Origin of the sequence: Erythrobacter sp. (assembly GCF_038133525.1) — a bacterium.
Classification (GTDB): domain Bacteria; phylum Pseudomonadota; class Alphaproteobacteria; order Sphingomonadales; family Sphingomonadaceae; genus Qipengyuania.
The window spans coordinates 7,031-9,344 of the sequence record NZ_JAYPTL010000081.1 but is presented as its reverse complement, the minus strand read 5'-3'; the positions used below and the strand labels follow the sequence as shown (position 1 = coordinate 9,344).

At 60.9% G+C, this 2,314-nt stretch carries 2 protein-coding genes; one reads left to right on the top strand and one right to left on the bottom strand.

The window, feature by feature from the left end; translation table 11 throughout:
* Positions 1-134 precede the first annotated feature (134 nt).
* Positions 135-746 (top strand): hypothetical protein, encoded by a 612-nt coding sequence (locus AAFM29_RS15465; protein ID WP_341713679.1) that lies wholly within the window; start codon positions 135-137, stop codon positions 744-746.
* A gap of 297 nt (positions 747-1,043) precedes the next feature.
* Here the strand turns inward: AAFM29_RS15465 and AAFM29_RS15460 are convergent.
* The coding region (locus tag AAFM29_RS15460) for a hypothetical protein (protein WP_341713678.1) at positions 1,044-2,314 on the bottom strand (1,271 nt) is incomplete at its 5' end.

Sequence of the window (2,314 nt, the reverse complement as noted above, 5' to 3'; positions counted from 1 at the left end):
CGATGGCGCAAGCATACGCCTACGCGACACGGACATTCGATCGCCTACCTCAAACACATCCACCGAAGAGCAACATTGACTGCAAGGTGTGACAGTTTGCCGCCGCTTGCGTCATTAGGGACCGATGCTGATCAATGTATTTCATCACTTCATCGGATGAGCGCCCGGATGGTTGGGTCCATCTCTCCCATGCCAACCACTGGCCGGCATGGTTGGACCGAAACATCCCTCCCGACCTCCACCAGGACGTGCGCGGCCGGTTGACGTCCAATCTCAAGCACATTCTCGTTGGCCTTGAACTTAAGAAGGCCTTGATTCTCCCGCACGCGTTGCGGCCCCCCGGCCAGCACGGGGTATTATTCGAACCATACTTCCAAACGTTAATATTCGAGTTCTGCGTCGGCGCGTTCTCCGTGCTCGAAGGGCTCGGAGCCGCTCATTGGTTGAGTCATAACGGTCACCATGAAGCGGTGTACGGAAGGATCAACCGCAACGTCTGGCGACCTGTACTGTGTGGGGTGTACGATCCCATCGGAGAGTATGGGTTGGATGCTGCTGTCCGAACGACCTCAGACGTTCGGGACAAGTTGCACCAGGATCAGATTGGCGCCCGCACTGAAATCGACTGGCATGCCCTTGGCTACGAGCAGGCCTTCGTCCCAGCGGACTGCGCTATTCGCACGCTGATGCGCAGAGAAGCTAACTCGGTTCCCGACGCGTCAAACCTATCCGACGATGCAGCATGACTGGCTGTGACAAGTCCAACAATGCACCCAATTGTGTAGGTAAATTTGTGTCGCAGGGCATGATAGGGCAAACGTGTTTAAGCTATTTAGTGCTTCAAATGGCAGCTGCACGGATGCATCTAGGCAACTGACATAGTTCAATAATTTTGGTGAAATGCCTCGCCTCTTAATCAGCAGTCCTAAGCTCGAGCCCTAGTGCGTCCACCACTTTGTCTCTTTTGTCGGCGGCTTAGGCCGCACTTTCTGCTCTCTTGCGGTGGCGTCGCGTCCGCAAGAACCGAAGAGGAACCGTAAACCTCATCCCCACATTTGCGCGACGAGTATGAGGAGCGCCGCCGCGACCATCCAGAACAGCGTCTGCTGAGACTTCTCCACCGCGGCCAGCCTCTCGTGGAGGCCCCTCACGGCGGGGTCTCCGGCTACGCCCGAAACTAGGTCCGCGATCGAGCTCTCGCTGATGGGCCTCTCGTCCGGCTCCGAGTACTCTTCGCCCTCGAACCAGCCGGGGAACTCCTTACGGTAGTGGGCTTCGCGTCTCCGGAACTCCCACCTCGGCTCCTCGGTCTCCGAGCTTCTTAAGACTACGTCCGACAGGAGGTCTCGGGACTTCTCCCTGCGCCAGAGCTCCCTATTGCGGACCAAGTGCACCCGGGCGAGCTCACCGTCGCGCTCCACCGCCGCTTTGACCGCATCGGCGTCCAGCTTTCGCGACGCCTCATAAGCTCCGCACCGGAGGGCAACGTCTTCGCTGTCTATGTAGAGGCCGGGCTCCGCGTCGTGCCTGCCGACGAGGAGCCTCGCCCCGGCCTGCCGGACCTCCTGGAACTCTGAGAGCCGCCCCTTCGAGTTTTGCTCTGCCTCCTTCTCGGCCTCGACCGCGCCGCATTTCCACCGTTCAAGCGCCTGTGCGACGCCCTCGGTCTTGGAGCTGTCGGCCGGCAGGTTCCGAAGCAGGCTGCTCAGGTGTCTGGCGTTCTCCGCGCTCGGATCCAGCTTCTCGATGAGGGCCCAAGCCGCTGCGAAGGGCTTGCCCGCCGTGTACCAGTCCCACCCGTCATCGTAATCGGCCGTGGAGCGCTCGTGGCCGAGCTTCTCATTGGAGGCGAGGTTATCTAGCGCCCAGAGCCGTTGCTCCGGGTCCATTGCCTCCCATGGTTCGCCGAGCGACAGAAAGGACTCAAGGAAGCTCTCGTCGAGGGAGGGGTTGCTGAAGAGGGTCGCCCGCTCGTCCGGCGTCACGGTTCGGAGGTAGTCCGTCAGCGCCTCCTTGGACCCGAAGAGACACTCGGGAAATCCTCGAGAAAAGGATGCCTTGCCCAACGCGCGATTCGAAAGGACGAGCGCCCTGATCGCGCAGTCGCCCTGGTCGCGCTCGAACAATGCCTGCGCGGTCTCGGGATGCAGGCAGTACTCCGCGAGAGAGAGGTCAACCAGGTGGTCGTCGCGGGCCAGCAGCTCGCCTTCCGCCTCGGCGCTGATAGGGTCAAAGTAGCTGGCCTTGGACGCTCGCTTCGCCAGGTACTCGCGCACGTCCCTCGGCTCGCTCGCCAGAAGGATCGCCTCCTCGG